General features: G+C 60.4%; 18 protein-coding genes and 1 tRNA gene. 7 read left to right on the forward strand and 12 right to left on the reverse strand.

The features are described from left to right. Positions 1-9: 9 nt before the first annotated feature. A complete protein-coding gene (locus CJZ80_RS02750; protein ID WP_094510766.1) occupies positions 10-1,098 on the forward strand; it encodes a DMT family transporter in 1,089 nt (362 codons plus the stop codon). A gap of 172 nt (positions 1,099-1,270) precedes the next feature. Here the strand turns inward: CJZ80_RS02750 and CJZ80_RS02755 are convergent, their stop codons facing one another. The 5 genes from CJZ80_RS02755 to CJZ80_RS02770 form a co-directional block, all read right to left on the reverse strand. Continuing rightward, on the reverse strand, positions 1,271-1,783 hold the full coding sequence (locus tag CJZ80_RS02755) for an LOG family protein (RefSeq protein WP_094510560.1): 513 nt from the start codon (positions 1,781-1,783) through the stop codon (positions 1,271-1,273). Then, positions 1,780-2,055: a galactose oxidase gene (locus tag CJZ80_RS02760; RefSeq protein ID WP_094510561.1), complete on the reverse strand. Its 276-nt coding sequence runs from the start codon at positions 2,053-2,055 to the stop codon at positions 1,780-1,782. The genes CJZ80_RS02755 and CJZ80_RS02760 overlap by 4 nt, the downstream gene beginning before the upstream one ends. Positions 2,056-2,278: 223 nt before the next feature. After that, positions 2,279-3,256 carry a hypothetical protein gene (locus tag CJZ80_RS02765; RefSeq protein ID WP_144036882.1) on the reverse strand — a complete coding sequence of 326 codons (978 nt, stop codon included), beginning with the start codon at positions 3,254-3,256 and terminating at the stop codon, positions 2,279-2,281. Between the two features lie 673 nt (positions 3,257-3,929). Next, positions 3,930-4,082: a hypothetical protein gene (locus tag CJZ80_RS15240; RefSeq protein WP_158217402.1), complete on the reverse strand. Its 153-nt coding sequence runs from the start codon at positions 4,080-4,082 to the stop codon at positions 3,930-3,932. Positions 4,083-4,097: 15 nt separating this feature from the next. Beyond that, a tRNA-Pro gene (locus tag CJZ80_RS02770) sits at positions 4,098-4,171 on the reverse strand. Positions 4,172-5,166: 995 nt separating this feature from the next. Between CJZ80_RS02770 and CJZ80_RS02775 the strand changes: the two genes are divergently transcribed. Further along, positions 5,167-6,075 (forward strand): cation diffusion facilitator family transporter, encoded by a 909-nt coding sequence (locus tag CJZ80_RS02775; protein ID WP_094510563.1) that lies wholly within the window; start codon positions 5,167-5,169, stop codon positions 6,073-6,075. 221 nt (positions 6,076-6,296) lie between these two features. Here CJZ80_RS02775 and CJZ80_RS15245 read toward each other — a convergent pair whose 3' ends face one another. Next, entirely contained in the window at positions 6,297-6,470 is a 174-nt protein-coding gene (locus tag CJZ80_RS15245) for a hypothetical protein (protein WP_158217403.1), read from the reverse strand. Between the two features lie 149 nt (positions 6,471-6,619). Between CJZ80_RS15245 and CJZ80_RS02785 the strand changes: the two genes are divergently transcribed. Next, entirely contained in the window at positions 6,620-7,453 is an 834-nt protein-coding gene (locus tag CJZ80_RS02785; RefSeq protein WP_094510565.1) for a sulfotransferase family 2 domain-containing protein, read from the forward strand. 496 nt (positions 7,454-7,949) lie between these two features. On the opposite strand, the gene CJZ80_RS02790 is transcribed toward CJZ80_RS02785, so the two are convergent. Further along, the gene (locus tag CJZ80_RS02790) at positions 7,950-9,263 is read right to left on the reverse strand and encodes an exo-alpha-sialidase (RefSeq protein ID WP_144036884.1); all 1,314 of its coding nucleotides are present in this window, start codon (positions 9,261-9,263) and stop codon (positions 7,950-7,952) included. A gap of 250 nt (positions 9,264-9,513) precedes the next feature. On the opposite strand from CJZ80_RS02790, the gene CJZ80_RS14845 reads away from it, so the two are divergent. After that, the gene (locus CJZ80_RS14845) at positions 9,514-11,220 is read left to right on the forward strand and encodes a hypothetical protein (RefSeq protein ID WP_144036885.1); all 1,707 of its coding nucleotides are present in this window, start codon (positions 9,514-9,516) and stop codon (positions 11,218-11,220) included. Positions 11,221-11,356: 136 nt separating this feature from the next. Here the strand turns inward: CJZ80_RS14845 and CJZ80_RS02800 are convergent, their stop codons facing one another. Beyond that, positions 11,357-11,845, reverse strand: a complete 489-nt coding sequence (locus CJZ80_RS02800) for a hypothetical protein (RefSeq protein ID WP_094510568.1) — start codon at positions 11,843-11,845, stop codon at positions 11,357-11,359. Positions 11,846-12,158: 313 nt separating this feature from the next. Here CJZ80_RS02800 and CJZ80_RS02805 point away from each other — a divergent pair, with 313 nt between their 5' ends. Next, positions 12,159-12,680, forward strand: a complete 522-nt coding sequence (locus CJZ80_RS02805; protein WP_094510767.1) for a cupin domain-containing protein — start codon at positions 12,159-12,161, stop codon at positions 12,678-12,680. A 45-nt stretch (positions 12,681-12,725) separates the two neighbouring features. Here the strand turns inward: CJZ80_RS02805 and CJZ80_RS15560 are convergent, their stop codons facing one another. Continuing rightward, complete coding sequence (locus CJZ80_RS15560) at positions 12,726-12,944, reverse strand: hypothetical protein (protein WP_233132755.1); 219 nt, start codon at positions 12,942-12,944, stop codon at positions 12,726-12,728. Beyond that, positions 12,945-13,214: a hypothetical protein gene (locus tag CJZ80_RS15565; protein ID WP_233132756.1), complete on the reverse strand. Its 270-nt coding sequence runs from the start codon at positions 13,212-13,214 to the stop codon at positions 12,945-12,947. Between the two features lie 243 nt (positions 13,215-13,457). On the opposite strand from CJZ80_RS15565, the gene CJZ80_RS02815 reads away from it, so the two are divergent. Beyond that, complete coding sequence (locus tag CJZ80_RS02815) at positions 13,458-13,844, forward strand: antitoxin Xre/MbcA/ParS toxin-binding domain-containing protein (protein ID WP_094510569.1); 387 nt, start codon at positions 13,458-13,460, stop codon at positions 13,842-13,844. A 5-nt stretch (positions 13,845-13,849) separates the two neighbouring features. Next, positions 13,850-14,590 (forward strand): RES family NAD+ phosphorylase, encoded by a 741-nt coding sequence (locus tag CJZ80_RS02820; RefSeq protein ID WP_094510570.1) that lies wholly within the window; start codon positions 13,850-13,852, stop codon positions 14,588-14,590. Between the two features lie 22 nt (positions 14,591-14,612). Here the strand turns inward: CJZ80_RS02820 and CJZ80_RS02825 are convergent, their stop codons facing one another. Beyond that, positions 14,613-16,484, reverse strand: a complete 1,872-nt coding sequence (locus CJZ80_RS02825) for a DUF2075 domain-containing protein (RefSeq protein WP_094510571.1) — start codon at positions 16,482-16,484, stop codon at positions 14,613-14,615. 337 nt (positions 16,485-16,821) lie between these two features. Next, the gene (locus CJZ80_RS02830) at positions 16,822-17,490 is read right to left on the reverse strand and encodes an alpha/beta family hydrolase (protein WP_094510572.1); all 669 of its coding nucleotides are present in this window, start codon (positions 17,488-17,490) and stop codon (positions 16,822-16,824) included. Positions 17,491-17,542: the final 52 nt, after the last annotated feature.

Raw genomic sequence — 17,542 nt, forward strand, 5'->3', positions numbered from 1 at the left:
GTGATCCTGATGACCTCCCAGCCGCGAGAACAGCGCCGCGGCTGGTTGGCGGGCCTGATTGCTGCCGCCCTGTTCGGCTCCAGCGCTCCGCTGATCGGCAGCTTGAGCCACGGGCCGTCCCCCGTGCTCGTGGCGGGTCTGCTGTATGCCGGTGCGGCATTGGTGCTGTTGCCCCTGGCCGTGGTCGAGGCCCCGACCAGCCGCCACGCTCCGATCCAGCGGCAGGATCTCCCCCTTTTGGGGCTGATCACCCTGCTGGGCGGCATCGCCGGTCCGATCGCCCTGGTCAAGGGCCTGGGGCTGCTCACCCCGGGGGCCTCGGCGCTGCTGCTCAACCTGGAGGCGGTGTTCACGGTGCTGATCGCCGTAGGGGTGGGGAAGGAGCATCTCGGCCGTGACGGCTGGGCAGCGGCCGCCCTGACGCTCACCGGAGCCCTGGTGCTCTCGGTGGGTCCCATGGGCGGCAGCCAGTGGCAGGGCGTGCTGTGGATCGCCCTGGTCTGCCTGTGCTGGGGCATCGACAACAACCTCTCCCAGCGCCTCAGCCTACGCAACCCCCTGCAGATCTCCGCCGCCAATGCCCTCGGGGCTGCCCTGCCGATGCTGGCCGTGGCCCAGCTGCAAGGGCACCCCATTCCGTTCGCCTGGATGAGCGTCGCCCTGCTCGGCATCGGCGGCCTGGGCTATGGCGTGTCGATCTGGCTGGACATGGTGGCCCTGGCCTCCATTGGCGCCGCCAGGGAAGCCGTGGTCTTCTCCACCGCTCCCTTCCTTGGTGCTCTGGTAGCGGTGGGCCTGCTGGGTTCACCGCTCAGTCCATCGCTGCTGCTGGCGGCGGCCGCCATGGCGGTCAGCACAGGCTTGCTGGTGCGATCCAGCCATGGCCACTGGCATCGCCATGCCGAACTCGATCACCAGCACCGTCACTTCCACACCCCTGTAGACGGCGATGCGCACCACCTTCATTCCCACCGTCCGGAGGATCTCGCGGACCTCGAGCCTGGCCAGCCCTTCTGGCACAGCCATCGCCACCGCCATGCCCCGCTGTCCCACGAGCACCACCACGTCAGCGACGTTCACCATCGCCATCAGCACTGAGTCGCCCGCTCTGCCTACTCCTCAGATCCGGATCAATGGCCAGCTCCCCGCTGGTGATCCCAAGCCGCTGGTCAGTGCGCTCCAAGCCGGTTCGGGCAAAAGCGCAGCACCTGGCGGCCATGGATCAGCCAGCCCTCCATTGGGGTCAGGGAGACACGATGTGATGGACGACTCATGCCTCTGTGAGTATGGCCTCGATCAACCGGCAGCACTCCTGCACATTGCTCACGCTCTGTACCCCCTTGCTCAGCGAGCAGAAGAACTCACGCCACAGCGGCGGCACCGCCAGCAGGATCAGTGGCCTGCCTGCATTGAGCGCATGGGCGGCTTCTGAGGCTGTGCCGGGGCCGCCGCCCCCGCAGATCACCACCACATCGGCGCTGAGCACGTTGATCACGTTGCGGGCCTTTCCCAAGCCGGTGAACAGGGCCAGATCCAGCTCCGCAGTGCTTTGCCTCTCCTCTCTGCTCCCTTCATCGGGCAACACCCCCACCACCAGGTGCCCCTCCACCCGATTCGCTCCGCGGCTCGCTCCCGCCATCACCCCCGCAGGTCGGCCACCGGTGAGCAGCACCCATCCCCTGGTGCTGATGCACTCCCCCAGCTCCTCGGCCAGGGCCACCGCCTTAGCGGAAGCGCCCTCTCCCGCACCCATCACACCCACCACTGTTCGTCGGTTGCTCATGCCACCTCCGGGCACCAGCCCCGCTGGCGCGTCATGTCCTCGGTCCAACCCTGGCAGCGGCAGGTGAGGTGCTCCCCTTGGGGCAGCAGGCCCTGGTGCAGCTGGCAGGTGAGCAGGGGGATGCAGCTCACCCCCGCGTAATGCCGGAAGAAGTGGCAGGTGAGGCAAACCGTGTGGCTGCGGCTGGCCACCAGCACCTCCTCATCGAGATAGGGCCATGCCTCCGATTGATGCCTCCTGCCCAGCAGGGTTTGCGCACCGATGGGAACCATGGGAGCGAGCGGGGTGAGCAGACACGGGCGTCTATGCTGTGGAAGTACAGCCGTACTAGCGGGGATGAGTCTTGCTTGGCCAGCGAGGGAGCGACATTCCTCGTGCATTGGCGGGTGGATGGAGGCTCGGCACCGTGGCCTGTGCACGGTCTTCGTGCGCTGTGCCACTTGGGCCTCCTTGCCGCAGCTCGGGCGACTTTCAGTCGTCCTTGAGGCGGGCGTTTCACATGTCTTCGGGCTTGCGTTCTTCCTGGAACTTCCATCCGCAACCCTTCCCTCCTCTAGGGTCACTCATTGAAACGACGAACCAGCCAGGGAAAATTGGAAGTGGCTGAGGCAGGGGGCCCGTCGCCGAGGCGTTTCGCGCATGCCGTTTGAGGGTGTCCGTCGTCGCGTGCACCTTCTTGGCCAGCTGCTTCGTGGTGTACACCTCAGGGGAGAGATCGGGAATCGAAACCGGAATGGTTGAGCGGGGAACCATCAATCCAGTGCCGAGCTGCTGGTGGCCATCCGGTACTGCCTTCAGTCCGAGCTGCGACCGGATGAACGCCTGCACAATCAGATTGAACTCAAGGCTCTTTCCCGAGGTGAGCCGGTTCTGATTCAGCTGACACCACGCGAGGATGGCACTCAGCCCCTCGCGACCATCGATGGGGATCTCCTCGGACAGAACAAAACGGCTCAGCTGCGCCAGAAGCTCGTCAATGAGTGTGTCGTCCAGCCAGCCAGTGGCCTCATCCTGCGCCTCCGGGGGCGACGGGAACAGCGCCTTGTACGTGAGGTGGCCCTTGCATCTCCTGGACCGGGCGACCCGTTGAGACCGCAGGCGGGGAACCGCATGGATCATCACCGGGCGATGCGGATCACATAGAGCGCCACGATCACTCAGAGTCCCAAGGGAACTGATCACATCGACCCCCAGGCCGATATCAAATGATGAAAAGCGTGGGGCGCAGACCTCAGCTATTCGGAGGAGGGAGATGTTGCTGATCTCAACTCGCGCCAATTCACAGAGATGCTGCATGCGCAGATCCAGTTTCTGGCAGAAATCTGGGATCTCCGCTAACGGCTGCAGAAGCCTACGCTCCGCTTCCAGGATTGAATTAGTTGGCCATGCGGCGCTGATTCCTGAAGAGATTTGCTGGATGCTCTGCAGGTCGAAAGCAATCAGATTCCCGATCTGCTTTTCGTTAATGAACAACCTGTTGGGCTGCATCTTAACAGCGGGGGGGCTTCAGAATCACCTGGTAGGTTTCGGATGCGTTGCGCTCAACCCTTTCCTTGGCCAAGGCGATCCCTGGCTGAAACGCTTGCTGATCTGCAACCCTCATCCCTAAGGGATGTTGGTCAGGAGAATATCTGGGGACGGCTTGGAGTCGGGGCGTTCGTCCCACTGCTGTGATGCAGTCGGTGCCTACTCGTGCTCTCGTGGTGGACATTCCTCTGAACGCCGGCGGAGCCGCACCCGGTGATGATGAGGCTCATTTGAGTCTAACTGTAGCAGGATTTCCCCGTTTGCTCCCTGACGTGACCACTAGTGATGGTTGCAGGCTAGCGAAAGCGCTGGTCATGGGCACTACCTGTGGATTCTCAGCAGTGAGAACGGCCCTACCTGGGGACTGCCCTGCCCACATGGGGACAGCTACGTCAACGATTGGGTATGCCTTAGGCACAACACGCGTGAGAACTCGTATTGAAGTCGCTTTTTGTACGGACTCATAACGCCCTTAGCCAGGTTCTAGGTGACAATGACGACTGAGCGATGCGCCAAGTCGACCTTAGATCGGAGGACGATCTCTCAGACCTGAGCGCACCCTCACTACGTCACTACCAGCGCTGGGTGCTGTTCGTCAGGTAGCGGGTTGCTGCAGGTTTCAAAAGAATTCAGTGGCTTCGTTGATCAGCAGCATCTGACCAAACCCCACGAGCTGCCGGCGTGAAACCTCCCCCTGCAGCTTGCTGATCTCTGATTCCCAGCGTTGGGCAGGGCATTGTCTTGCAGATTCTCTTGCAAGCACCTTGGCCAATCCCAGAAAAGTCAATCGGGGCGACAGGATTCGAACCTGCGACCTAGTGCTCCCAAAGCACCCGCGCTACCAAGCTGCGCCACGCCCCGTCGAGCCAACCCTACCGCACGCACCACCGGAAGCCTGCAACCCCTAAATCCCTGTGAGAGCAGCAGGTTTCAGCGCCCATTGATCACGCCACGCCCTTGCCTCAGTGCTTGCCAGCACGGCAATCGAGAGCCTGGAAGGCTCAGCTGTGATCAGCACCAATCTGTTGGATCAACCTGGGATCCAAGGGAAGCGCGCTGGACTGCCCGAACGCAGCCAACGCATAGACCTCGCCCCATACCGAGGCGGCCGACCGGTTGGGGTGGGGAGATGTCTGCTGCCGCGCTCGGGTCCCGACTGCGGCACCTCAACGGAGCCGCGTGGGAATCCGCATCCACGATCAGGCTGTTCCCAGCGCCTGCACTCACCGAAAGGAAGCAGAAGCAGAAGTAGAAGTAGAACGACCCGTTCAGAATTGCAACGCCTGCGTGGTTAAGAATGAGGAAGGAAGGATGTCACAGCCCCCTTCTCGGCGTCTGGTGAATGGACACCCCATCGTGGTGTTGATGGACTCAGCCCATCCCTTCTGTCGGCAACCGATTTCCCGCCTCGCTCCGGGTACGGCTCCGCGCCTGCAGCCGGGCCAACGGAGGCAGATGGTCCCAGCAAAGGGGAGAACGACACCGTCCCATCGCCCTGCTACGTCGCCGCACTCCATGTCCAGCAGCACCGACTCCCCCAGCTTCGACATCTACGCCTCCCGCACGTTGCTGCTGACCGTCACCCGCAGCCTCTCGGTGGTGTCCATGGTGCTGTTAATGGTGTTCACCTCCGCCATCTTTGGCGTGCCAGGCCGTAAGTGGCGCGGGCAGCTCCGCCGAGCTCAACCCGCAGAGCCGGCAGACGGGCTGAACCCCGCACCAGAAGCGGCACCCACGCCTGAGGCGGCACCGCCACCTCAGGCCCTGCATCGCAGAGCACCATTGGTGGTTGGCAATCCTCTCCGGCGGCATCAGCATCGCCAAGGAGCGCCTTTCTGCCACCGCGCCCGGTATCAATGGGATTCGCTTCACCTCGCACCTACACCCTGGTTTCGGTAGGGGCGGCCGTGGCCACGATCGTGCTCAAAACCGCCGCTTGGAAGCTCACCGGGTCGGTGGGGCTGCTCTCCGATGCGATCGAATCCGGGGTGAACCTGGTGGCGGCGCTCGGCGCCTTCTGGGCGCTCACGCTCGCCGCCAAGCCAGCCGACCGTTCTCACCCCTACGGCCATTTCAAGGCCGAGTACTTCTCCAGCGGGCTGGAGAGCGTGCTGATCGTGGTGGCGGCTTTGGCGATCATCACGGCGGCCGTGGGACGACTTCAGCACCCGGAGCCCCTGGAGCAACTCGGCATCGGCCTGGCGCTCTCCCTGGTGGCCACGGCCCTGAACGGCCTGGTGGCCTGGTTGCTGCTGCGGGCGGCGCGTCGCTTCCACTCGATCACGCTGCGGGCCGATGCCCACCACCTGCTCACCGACGTCTGGACCTCGTTCGGTGTGGTGCTGGGAATCGGACTGGTCAAGCTCACCGGTCTGACGATCCTCGACCCGCTGATCGCCATTGCTGTGGCGCTCAACATCCTGGTCACCGGCTGGAAGCTGCTGCACGAAACCGCCTCCGGACTGCTCGATCGGGCCTTGCCCGAGCCCGACCAGAAACAACTGGAAGACCTGCTCGCTGCCTACGCCACGCCGGAGCTGCATTTCCACGCCTTGCGCACACGCGTGGCTGGTTCACGCCGCTTCGTGGCCTTCCACGTGCTCGTGCCAGGCCACTGGACCGTGCAGGCCGGCCACGATCTCTGCGACCGGCTGGAGAGGGAGATCGCCCAGGCGCTGCCACGCACCCACGTGCTCACCCACCTGGAACCGCTCGAAGATCCGAAAGCCTGGGACGATCAGGGCTTCGGTTGGGACGAGGGGTGAGGATTGGACGTGATGCCTCTTTGGACACGCTCAGGAGGCTGCTGGAAATGGGGGAAGAGATACGGGAGTTCGCCTGTTGTGTGACCGTCGTTAGTGCCGCAACAATCCGGTTGAGTGAGCGGTACGCAGGGGCTGGCCAGCGGCTTGACCAGGCCGAAATGAATGGTTAGGAACCTTCGTTGTGGTCTTCCTGGTTCCCTGTTGGCCTCACTCGTGCCATGTCAGTTAAATGGTTCGCAAAGACCGATCAGCACCTGCCAGGCGGCACCTTCATCCTCTCCGCCATGACCTTTTGACGCTTGGAGCGCTGCCTGATCGTGCACGTGCTGGTAGGCACCAACCCAAGCCGCAGGGCCGCCCATGAATCCAGCCCTTCCCTGCGATCGCAGGGTCATGGCTCAGTTGATGCGATGCCCTTTGCTGAGTTTCCCTGGGAGGCTTCAGAAGGGCTGGATCATTTGTTTCGAAGCTTGTTTTGGATCTGAAGAATGGCAAGGGAAGCCTCTATCATCATCGAACTGCAACACGAAATAATCGTTCGACAATGATCATTAGGCACGATCTCAGATTGGTCTTTCTTCATATCCCGAAGTGCGCAGGCAAAGAGTTGCGTGCAGTATTTTCTGCTGGCTCAAAGCCTGAGGATATGGAGAGTTACTTCAACTTTGCCTACAGTCAAAAGCTTAAACGGCATGTTGACTTGGCCCACCTGCCCATTGATGATATAATCCATTTCCCTGCCTACCACTCGTTAAGAAACTACACCGTCATCGCTGCAGTGCGCAATCCCTATCAACGACTACGCTCTGCGATCAAGGAGTATTGCCGTCAATACTCCAAAGAAGACGAACGAATTGCAAATCAAAGTGGGCCCACAATGTTATCCAGATCAACTTACATGCGAGAAGTCCCGGTCAGGCACGGTCTACGTGATCCTCGGTTCGTTCACTCAATGCCAATGCACTGGTTCTCTCACTATGGCCAAGAACCTTGGGTTGACCATATTGTACGCTGCGAAAGCCTACGAAACGACGTGTGCAATCTTGCGCAAAAACTGAATTTGCCGCCAGAAATCGAAGATCTGGCGACCAAGACTCTTGCAGACCAAGATCCTGCCGGCAACACCGAGGCCGTCACTCCGGAGGAAGTAAATCTCGCGAATACTCTGTATGCTGTGGATTTTGATGTGTTTGGCTACTCTCGGCTCCAGGCAGAAGGAACGAATCATGGCCTTATTGCAGAAACCATCTCTGCCCTAACTCCTGGTGAAAGGCATTCCCATAGCATTGGGCTTCTCGAAAGGGCACAAAGAGTGGAGTGGCACTGGGGGCCTGTGAGTGAAATCCCGAGCCAATCTCAAATGACGCCAACAAGATAAGTCTTGAGTAGGGCCTCCTGAGATAGTGACGCATGGACTCACTCCACACAAAGGGAGCAGCAGCAACGGCGTGATAGCAAATTCTCTGGTTGCAGCAGTTCGATCACAGAAGAGCGTCCATGGGGAGCCTCTGGCCACCTCATTCCCCATGAGAAGCTGCAGCCAGTAGGTACAAGCACATAGAGGCTCCCAGAGCTATTCGGATCCATTGCCAGCACATTCAGTGCATTGGTTGAACTCTGGGTGACTGTGAATTTGTCGCGAATCAGACCCATCTCATCCTAATCGACCGATGATCGCTATAGAGTTTGCCGCCACGGGGACGGAAGAACTGTCTAACGCGAACTGATGACGATGCTCGCGCTGTTACGTGCGGAGATCATAGGCCGGCTATTCGGCTTAGTGGAGCTGATCTACGATCATTATCTGTGAGCGGTTCGGGCTTCTATCGCAAGCAAGAATGATGAAAACAGCGCCAAACTGTTATCCGAGTATGCTAGCCTACTTCGTAGAAAACTAAACTCTGATCATCTCGAGACAACTGTACTTGCTGAAAGACAGGAAGCTCATCATCAATGTATCCAGGAGTTTCCACCCTTACGTTCCCTGATTGCTCAACTTCATCCTGGCTGAGCCTGGCCACAACACTCCATGTCACACCACCATCAGAGCTGGAGCTGACCTCGGCTACTGTGTTGAGACCTATTCTAGCGTTATAAGTAATATAGAGTGTGCCGTCATCTGCTATGCTCATTTGCATGTAGTCGCCGCTTCGATAGTTAACAATCTCCTCTGGCTCGCTCCAAGTGTTAGCAGTAGAATCATAGCGAAGATAGACAACCTGTCCCTCTCCATTGTTGGTAGCAACATGGATGTTTCCTTCGGGATCAGTTACAGAGCTGAAATGGGTCGCATTTGGATCGCGCTGGTCGTTGCCAAGCTCAATCAATACTTGATTCGTAATCCGAGATCCAGTGCTGTCTGGATAGGCGAATTCAGCCCACTTTAATGTCAGCCCATCTTTATAGAGCAAGCCAACTCCCCTGTCAGTAACAATGACTTCCCCGGAAATTGGGCCATCACCAGTTGAGCTTGGGATGGTGCGGGGGGCCTGAACCCAACTTTCCCCACCATCCATGCTGTAGGAAACCATTAAGCTAACGTCACCGGTCAATCGGTTAGTTGCCGTATAGGAAACGAATAGAGTTCCATCATCAGACCTTGCAACGGACGGTCTCTCGTAGATCATTGTTCGATCTCGAGCAACATCGACGGTGGCTTCTATCTCCCAGGAAGCATCACTATCAGAGTAAGCAAGCTGAGAGAAGGCAATGGATCCAAAGTCAGTAGAAAATGCAACGTACAACCCGTCCCCAATCAATACACCATCGGACGTTGAGGAGGCATCTGAGCCTGGCAGGACTACCGAAGAATCCCAAGTCTCCCCTCCATTCACAGCTGTGTATAGTGTAAGTTCGCCAGTATTGGGCAGAATATGAATGATGCCATCATCTGTGATCCAAGAATGCTCCTGGAATCGAGCTGAAATCATACCTTCACCACCTTCTATCGAGGTTGGCGTGCCCGTGATGGCGTCAATTTCGTCCTGAGTGAATGCAGCTTTAATAGAAGAATAAGCCTCAAGAACCTGATCTTCTAGATTCGATCCAGCAACCTTCGCTCCCGAGATAGACTGAAGGGTTGGGAGTGTGTCATTGGAGATCCTCGTAGTGTCGAGTAACCAATCTGTTCTTGCTGAATCAGTGTGAATCAAAAGAGAGCGATCGACCTCGTTGAAGAAGGGAGCCACTCCTGCTTCAAGGCCAGTGGAGGCGGAAGGCCACCAAGGCTGGTTCCTAGTGAAGCTTTCAGAAAAATCCACGACGCTACACTTGAATCAAAACTTAACCATAGGTGCGTTGCATGGTTTTGCAATAGTCCTGTAACAATTAACTTCTAGTTAAGAATGCGGAACGTTTTGCTTTGAACACAGGCTTCCTTGCGGGGAAGGCAATATGGTACTCATGTGCGTAGAGTAAATGAGATTTGAGTTAGTTCAAATGAGCATTAATCTCGCATTGTTAAACTTCAATGAAAATTCGAACTTGTATGAATTTACTGAGGAAGAGCTTTTCATTCCTCTGGGTGCAGCCGTCACCACTTTGGCTGGCGACGATGTCATCAGAGTAACGGATTCGCTTGGAACGGGCCTGACGGTTGAAGGGTCGCTGGAGGCTGGAACAGGTAATGACAGATTTGCTGCAAGCGCGTCCGAAAACGGAATTGTCAATCTAGGTATCGTCAATACAGGTGATGGAAATGATGTGTTGGCTGGGCGAGGCGGCTCTGGCTTCGGTGTAGCCAACTCTGGCTCCATTATCTTTGGAGGAGGGGAAGATGTATTGCTGGCCGAAGGCGTTACATCTGGTTTATTCAATGACTCCCTCATTAACATGGCCTCTGGGGCCGATGCGATCAGGGCGATCGGTCGAGATGGTGATGGAATCATCAACTCATCGGTGATCTTTCTAGGTGACAGTGATGACATCGTTAATGCAAGCAGCGAGGGTGATGATGGAATTGATAATCGTGGGTTGCTGGATGGTGGTACTGGTGATGACACGGTTAGAGGATCAAGTACTTCTGATGCTGGCATTGAAAACAACGGAGGAAATCTTTTCTTGGCAAGGGGTGATGACGCCATCATTGGCAAGGGCGGCCAATATGGAATCTTTAACCTTAATAGTGGGTTGATTGGCTCTGGCCCGGGTAACGACCTTGTTAAGGGTGAGGGCGCTGGCTATGGAATCTTTAACCAAGGTGGAATCAATACTGACGAAGGGTCTGATCAAGTTGTTGGAATAGGGGGGGCTTGCGGCATCCAGAACGAATCACTGATTCAGACATCAGAAGGAAATGACTCTGTGGTTGGCAGTGGTGATACCCTTGGTATCTCAATTGGTGAATCGGGTCGCATCTTCACTGGCTCCGAGGATGACACAATCGCGGGAGAAGCTGATAATGGAGATGGCGTTTCTAACGCCGGAATTATATTCACTGATGTAGGCGATGATCTCCTTATTGGCAATAGTGAGAATGGGATTGGGGTTGTTAATTCTAACCTGATTAACTTTGCTAATGGGTCCGATCGATTGATTGCACGTTCACTTGATGGAGACTCCTCGGGCTTGCTCAATGATGGCGGCTCAGTCTTTATGGGTCGAGACGGCGACGCTGTGGAGGGTGAGAGTCTTGGTGGGTATGGAATCTCTAACACCAACAATGGCATTCTAAACGCTGGGTCTGGTGCTGATCAGATTGTCGGCATAGGCGGCTCAGCTGGTGTTTTTAATCAGGGAACCATTGATGCTGGTGCAGATGATGATTCTCTTGTGGGTCAAGTGAGAGGAGCAGAAGGGGCGGCTATCTGGAACGAAGGGTTTATCAGTATGGGAGAAGGCAATGACACGGTTGACGCCATCTTGGGAGGTTTTACAGGTGGTGGCATCGTTGATTTAGGGAATGGAAACGATGCCATCTTGGGTTTTGGCGATGTCAACGCGAATGGCGGAGCAGGCACTGATCGACTGCTGCTTGACGCTGGGACTTACCAGATTTCGGAAGGCGTGCTTACGCGCTCTGGCTCTAGTGCTGTATTGACGTTTCAAGGAATTGAACAGATCGGCAGTGCCACTTCTGGGGACAGCGTGAATCTTCTTAATGGCACTCTCGTCGTTGGAGTGGATGGAGCTATTGCTTTTACCTAGATCTATTCTGCATGAATAGAACACAGCAACACTGGGTAGCCCCTTGGGCTATCTAGTGGTCGCTGAAGGCGGGCCATCAAGCTGACAATTCTCCTGCTGCTTCAGCAGCAGCGCATTCAACGGGTGGCTGCAGCGATCAGGGCTTTGGTGCCAGCAGCTCGGCCAGGAAGCTGGAGAGGCGGAATCCAGCCGGACTGGAATAGACGATGTCGGAAATCCTCCAGGTGCCTGCAGGCCCCGGCACCAGCTGATAGCGCAGCTGCTGCGGCATCTCAGAGGGGCGGTTGCGCAGGCCTGCCTGCACCGCCACCCGGGCTTCCAGCCCTCCGCCGGGAAGAGCGGTGCAGCCGAGCACTTTCGCGCCAAAGGTTGACACCTGGGTGCCGCTGAACAGATCGAAGTCAACGAATCGACCGCTGGCTGGATCGAGCGCATAGGCACGCCGCAACTTCTGATACAGCCCATCAGTGAATCGGCTTTGCTGGCTCGTGATCTCGATCGGCCCGCGCCGCTCCTGCCGAGCCACCTGCCAGCGGTAGAGGCCATCAAGCTGGGCCTTCGCGGAAGCAGGGCACGGGGTGATCGCCACAGCCAGCAACGCTGGCAACAGCAGGGGTAGTGGCATGACGTCGTGCTGGCGCTTGTTTCGATCCTGGCAGCCAGGACACGCTTCAGGGCGAGGCCATTCCGATTGCAACAGCACTCTGTGAATTGGCGATGCCCAGGCCGCTTCATGGTGCGGGGTGGCGTCCTTCTCGAGATCCCCCTCTGCCAGGAACGATGACGTCCCATGCTCCAGCCATTGAAGCTCTTGCCTCTCCGCACCTCTTGTTCGAGCAGTTCCCCAGGCCTGGCTGGCTGCGTGGTCACCCCCACCACAATGGCCATCTGCATCTGATCTGGGGCAGATTGGAGCGCTTGCGGAGGTAGCTGTGCTGATGGATGGTCGTGCACTTGCCCTGGCTTGTGGGCTGGGGCTGCTGGCGCAGGCGTCGCCTGCTCGTACGGACGAGGTGATCGGCCGTCCTGGCGACGGCGGGGTGATCACGGTGCGGCCGGCCACGCAGCTGGACAGCCGCCAGGGTCTGGGGCGCTTCGTGGGCATCTCCGGTGCCAACAGCGGGGCGCGCACGCTCTCGCTCAACCGCGTCGTGATCCCGCCCGGTGCCAAGGCCCGAGCCCATCTCCACCGCAACTACGAGACGGCGATCTACCTGCTGCAGGGAACGGTGGAAACCCGCTATGGCGCCGGCCTGCGCCATCGGGTGGTGAACCGCGCCGGCGATTTCATCTTCATTCCCGCTGATCTTCCCCATCAACCGGTGAATCTCAGCGCCACCGAGCCAGCGATCGCCATCGTCACCCGCTCCGACCCCAATGAGCAGGAAAGCGTGGTTCTGCTCGACGATCAGGGTCAGCCCCTGCCGGCCCACCTCCAGCACGGTCACGCCCATCCCTGAGCGCGGGCGATTGCCAACGAGTGATAGGCGTCGCTGCTGCAGCCTTCAGGCCTGGGGTGCCAGCAGCTCGTCAAGATAGCTGGAGAGGCGGAACCCAGCCGGATGGGAATAGATGATGCCTGCAATCTTCCAGCTGCCAGCGGCGCCGCGCACCAGCTGATAGCGCAGCTTCTTCGGCGCCTCCTTGGGGCGGTTGCGCAGGCCTGCCTGCACAGGCACCAGGGCCTCCAGCCCTCCGCCGGGGGCGGCGGTGCAGCCCAGCACCTAGGCACCGAAGGTCGACACCTGGGTGCCGCTGAACAGATCGAAGTCGACAAAACGGCCGCTGGCTGGATCGAGCCCATAGGCGCGCCGCAGCTTCTGGTAAAGCCCATCGGTGAAGCGGCCTTGCTGGCTCTTGAGGTCGATCGGAACGCGCAGCTCTTGCCGCGCCACCTGACAGCGGTAGAGACCATCCAGCTGGGCCTTCACCGGAGCTGGGCATGGCGCGATCGCCGCGGCCGCCAACAGCGGCATCAGCTGGGGCAGGGTCATGACGGCGCGCTGGCATTGCCGGGAAACCTGGCAGCAGGTATGGGCTCTGGGCGGGGAGATTCGCCTTTGGCAAGGTTGTTTCGCTCGTCGTCTGGGCCTGCTGGCGCTGCTGCCCTCCCTGCCTGAAGGCCAACGCCCCCTTCTTCCATGGGCCCCAAACGCTGGTGATCAGGCCGCGCCTTCGGCTCTTCCCTGCTGATTCCCCCACAAACCATCTATCATTGATGCAAATGCATCGGGTTGATGGCTGTAGTTGATCGCTCGCCGCCGCTCGCCGCCGCAGCGGCTCCGCTCACGGATGCCCAGCTGCTGATCCAGGCGGTGCTGCGGGCCTCTGATGAGCTGGCGCTGAGCCGCTCGGCCCTGGCGCGGGTGCTGGGTCGCGATCGCTCGCTCTTCGCCCGCGGCAAGGGCATCGACCCGGCCTCCAAGACCGGTGAGCTGGCCCTGTTGGTGGTGCGTCTGTACCGGAGCCTGGCGGTGCTGGTAGGCAATGACCGCGAGCAGATGTGCCACTGGTTTCACACCGCCAACCGCCACACCGGCGGCGTGCCGGCGGAGCAGGTGCAGCGAACCGAGGAACTGGTGGAGATCGTGCACTACCTCGACGCCATGCGCGCCCGCCTTTGACGGCGATGGATCTGCTCGCCATCGTGCAGGCCGCAGCGGAGGTCCCCTTGGCGGGAACGGTTCTACGGCTTGTGCAGCAGCAGGGCATCGATTCGCTGGGCCCCCTGGTGGATGACCTGGAGCAGCTGGCGCGGCTGGAGGCCCTGGTAGAACGCAGCAAGCCGCCGAGGCCCTCCCTGCTGGCGAGCCATCCGCTGCTCGCCACCCCGTTCCGCTACCCGCCCCTGCGGCATGGCTCCCGCTTCGGGGGTCGGGAGCATCGGGGGATGTTCTACGGCTCCCGCACGCGCATCGGTTCGTTGGTGGAGGGGGCGTATTACGCCCTGCTGTTCTGGGAAGGATTCAGCGAACCGCCTAAGGCGCCCATACGTCGCCGGCAGACCCTGTTCTCTGTGCTGCTGCAAACCAGCAGGGGACTGCAATTACAGGATTTGGCCGACGCAGCCGCCCAGGCTGACTTGCGGGACCCACGGCACTACGGACCCACCCAACGGCTGGGGACCTGGATGCGGGAGGAGGGAATCGAGGCGTTCGAGTATCTGAGCGCCCGCACCCGTGAGACGCTGGTCCAGGTGGGGGTGTTCACGCCGGCGGCACTGGTCTCCACGCCGTTTGATCAGGTGGAGATCACCGGCGAGGTCAACGCCGATCACGCGTCCTTCCTGAGCCATGACGACGGGACGGTGCATCGCTTCCCCCGGGAGTTGTTCCTGGTGGAGGGAGAGCTGCCGCAGGCTGCAGCGTGAGGGTCAGGCCCTCGCCGGGGATTTAGCCAGAATCGCCAGACGGATCCAACCTCTCGCGGAAATAGGTCTGCAGCTGGGGATCGCAGGCAAACACCCAGCAGCTCTTCATGCCGCGGGTCATCAGGGTGCGGTAGGTGTTGCGGATCAGGCGGCTGAGCCGCTCCTCGGTGCCCTCCGGGTCGGTGGCCATGGCGGCCCGCCAGCCGCTCAGGCTCTTGTCGCTGCGGGCCCTAGTGGTGGGATTCGCCAGCAGCCGGCCACCTCGGAACTGGAGATCCGGCCCGATGATCACGCCGATCGTGTCGACCTCCAACCCCTGGCAGGTGTGCACGCAGCCCACCTCCTCAACGCCGGTGGGACTGATGATCCAGGTGTTGCCCTCCGAGGCCAGGTTCCAGCGGGCGGCGTAGCCATGCTCGGGGATCACGATGTCGCTGAGATCCGGGCTGCGTTTCGAGGCCCAGTTCCAGCAGTAGCCGGCCACCAGCCGGGCGCGGTTGTTGCCATTGGCGTGGCGGATCGCCGCATGCAGGCTCTGCGGGTCATCGAAAAGGCGGAAGTCGAACACCTCCCGGTCGAGCTCCGGGTTGGCGGTGGAGCGGATGCCGAGCAGATCATCCAGCCAGGCCAGATAGCCATCGGAGCCGGCACAGCGGAACTGGGAAGGCAGCTCATCGCACACCACCTGCGCGCCTAGCTGGCTGGCGTGCTCGCGGATCTCGGCTTCTGTGCCGATGTCCTTCCAGGCGACCTGCTGGTCTTCATCGAGGAAGAACACACTCAGGTGGCTGGCGTTGATGATCTCCCTGACCTGGTTCTCTCCCTGGTTGCCATAAAGGCCGCTGAAGCGGTTCAGCCGGTGGGCCTCGTCGACCACCAGGGTGTCGTACAAACCGGGGGGGCAGTCAACAAAGGCACCCGATCCGCAGAAGAGGTTGTCGAAACGGGTGCGCCGAAGCTGACCGGTGAGTTTGGCCTTGAACACTGTGCGCGGGGCGGCGTTCTTGCTCACGTAGCGGATGTTGAGCCCCTTCTGCAGCATGGCCGCCATCAAGTGGATCGCCACCACTGACTTGCCGGTCCCAGGGCCGCCCCGCACCAGCAGCACGGTGCGCTTGCCGGGCCGCAGCTTTCTCGCGAACTGCAGGGCTCGCTCATAGACGACCTTCTGCTCCTCAATCAGGGTGAATTCACTGTTTCCAAGCACCATCTGCTCGAACACTTCCGCCAGCTGCCGTGATGGCCGGGTCCGGCCATCACGGATCCGCTTGATCGTCTCGCCGCCATCGCCCTGCGTAAGGCAGCGGGTCAGGAAGCCAACCAGTTCATCGGTGTGATGCCTGAGGAACACCGGAGCCCGCTCCAGGTAGTCCTGGTAGCAGTCCGCGAGAACCCCGCTGCCGTCGCTGCAGTTGTGAAGGTAGGCGCAAGGGGTGATCGCGATGGCGTGCTCCTGTACGGCGGTGTTGAAGTCCTCCAGCAGGCAGGAGTAGCTCCAGGCCTGGTAGGAGGGGTGGGTGAGATCCCGTGGGCCGCCACCCACGACGGAGCGCACCACACCATCCATGGCTGTGGCATCCACGGTTTCCCACTGCTTGAGCTCCACGATCACCGCCGCATGTCGCTCGTCCGGGGAGCGGCCGGAGAGCAGCAGATCGATCCGGCGCGAGGTGTTGTGGATCTGATACTCGATCGCCACCCCCAGCCCCGCAGGGATCTGGGGGGCCAGCAGGAATTGGCTGACGTACTGAAAGGAATTACGCCAGGCCCGCACCTCTGCCGGGCTGACCCGCCGACCGGCAAGGGCCTTGAGCCGCTCTCCAACCTCCTCCTCAATGCGATTACGGCGCACATGCTCCAGGAAAACCTCGCGGGTTTCCAGGTAGATGATCATTGCGCCCGCCTGTCATGGCGAGTTGATCCTATGGATGGGCAACAACACCCTTCCCGCCAGGGCCATGCATTCGCTGCATTGTTTGATCTGTTGCTGCTGCTTGCAGGCTTGAGGCCTGCCAGGGCTCTTGCCATGTAGAGGTCCCGTTGGAGGCCCGGCCCCGCGTACCGATTGGGCATCAACCGACACAGAGCGGCAGAGGCGGGACCTCGCGGTAGAGGGGCCGAACACTTGGGTGCGCTGGGCTTCCGTTCCCAGTGGCAGCGGATCCTGCCGGTAACGATGGCGTGGCGTGGATGGAACCCATGGTGCCGATTCCCTTCCGGCAGACCAGGGCTCACCCCTCCAGCATCCCCCGCACAAACCGATCACTCCAGGCCACCGCCGTCGCCCAGTTCTCCGCCTCGATGAGGCCGGAGCTGCGGGTGGGCTTGAAGCTGTGGTCCCCGCTGGCGATCCAGCGCAGCCGCACATGGGGAGAAAGGCTGTAGGTCTCCACCTCCTCCCGTCGCCCGAAGTTGTCGCGCTCCCCCTGCAGGATCAGGGTGGGGGTGTGCAGGGCGGCCAGGTGCTCGGTGCGCAGCTGCAGCGGCTTGCCGGGCGGATGGAAGGGATAGCCCAGGCACAGGCAGCCCCGCACCCCATCACCGGCGGCCAGTTCATCCACCAGCTGGCTGGCCACCCGGCCGCCCATCGACTTGCCGCCGATGAACAGCGGCCGCTCCGGGCTTTCGCCCCTCTCCAGCCGCACCTGCTGGCGGAACGCCTCCTGCAGCACGGGCATCCGATCAGGCCCCTGGCGGCGGGCCGTTTCGCGCATCCGGGCCATGTAGGGAAACTCAAAGCGCACCACCCGCCAGCCCTGCTGCGCAAGGCCGCTGGCGATGGCCGCCATGAACGCGCTGTCCATCGGTGCACCGGCCCCGTGGGCTAGCAGCACGGTGGCCGGCGCGGCATCGGGACCATCGATCAACCGTGGCGCGGAAGTGGGGGCCTCAGTCGTCATCCGCCAATCCTGGATCGGTTCAGGGTGATGCGTGAGCCGGGCCACCATGGGC

The organism is Synechococcus sp. MW101C3 (genome assembly GCF_002252635.1).
In the GTDB taxonomy this organism is placed as follows: domain Bacteria; phylum Cyanobacteriota; class Cyanobacteriia; order PCC-6307; family Cyanobiaceae; genus MW101C3.